We start from the raw sequence: 431 nt of genomic DNA, 5'->3' as shown, positions 1-431 counted from the left end.
TGACCCGCGTCCGGCGCGGCGCTGCGACGGACTTTTGTATCGACCGGATTGACCGACACAGCCCTGATTTCCACAAGGAGATCCCGCCCTGAAGGAACAGGCTTCGGCAGATCGATGTCCTGAAGGGACGCGGGATTGTCGATCGGGAGAGGCGTCTGGTAACCGACGGCGCGCATGATGTCTGCTCCTGTGTTGATGAAGGAGAACAGTGAGCATTATGCTGGGTTCGGACAAGAACGCACTTTTAACGCCCATAGTATCGGAAATGATACCGTCATGGCCCGTATCCGGCATAAATCACTTGATTGCAGTCCCGGCTGTGCCGTTGAAGCGACGCTTCAGCTCATCGACGGGAAATGGAAAGGGGTGATCCTCTACCACCTGCTTGAGGGAACCCTGCGCTTTAACGAAATCCGCAGGCGCCTGCCCAA

Annotated in this window: 1 protein-coding gene and 1 pseudogene; one reads left to right on the top strand and one right to left on the bottom strand. The window is 56.8% G+C overall.

From position 1 onward, the window contains the following. A pseudogene (locus tag B7449_RS23470) lies at positions 1-176 on the bottom strand (zinc-binding alcohol dehydrogenase family protein); the annotation flags it as partial. Here B7449_RS23470 and B7449_RS23465 point away from each other — a divergent pair. Continuing rightward, positions 175-431, top strand: a 257-nt coding sequence (locus B7449_RS23465) for a winged helix-turn-helix transcriptional regulator (RefSeq protein ID WP_244465792.1), incomplete at its 3' end; no start/stop codon positions are given. The pseudogene B7449_RS23470 and the gene B7449_RS23465 overlap by 2 nt on opposite strands.

Source organism: Komagataeibacter intermedius TF2 (assembly GCF_000964425.1).
In the GTDB taxonomy this organism is placed as follows: domain Bacteria; phylum Pseudomonadota; class Alphaproteobacteria; order Acetobacterales; family Acetobacteraceae; genus Komagataeibacter; species Komagataeibacter intermedius.
The sequence above is the reverse complement of the archived record's forward strand: the minus strand, read 5'-3'. Positions and strand labels throughout refer to the sequence as shown.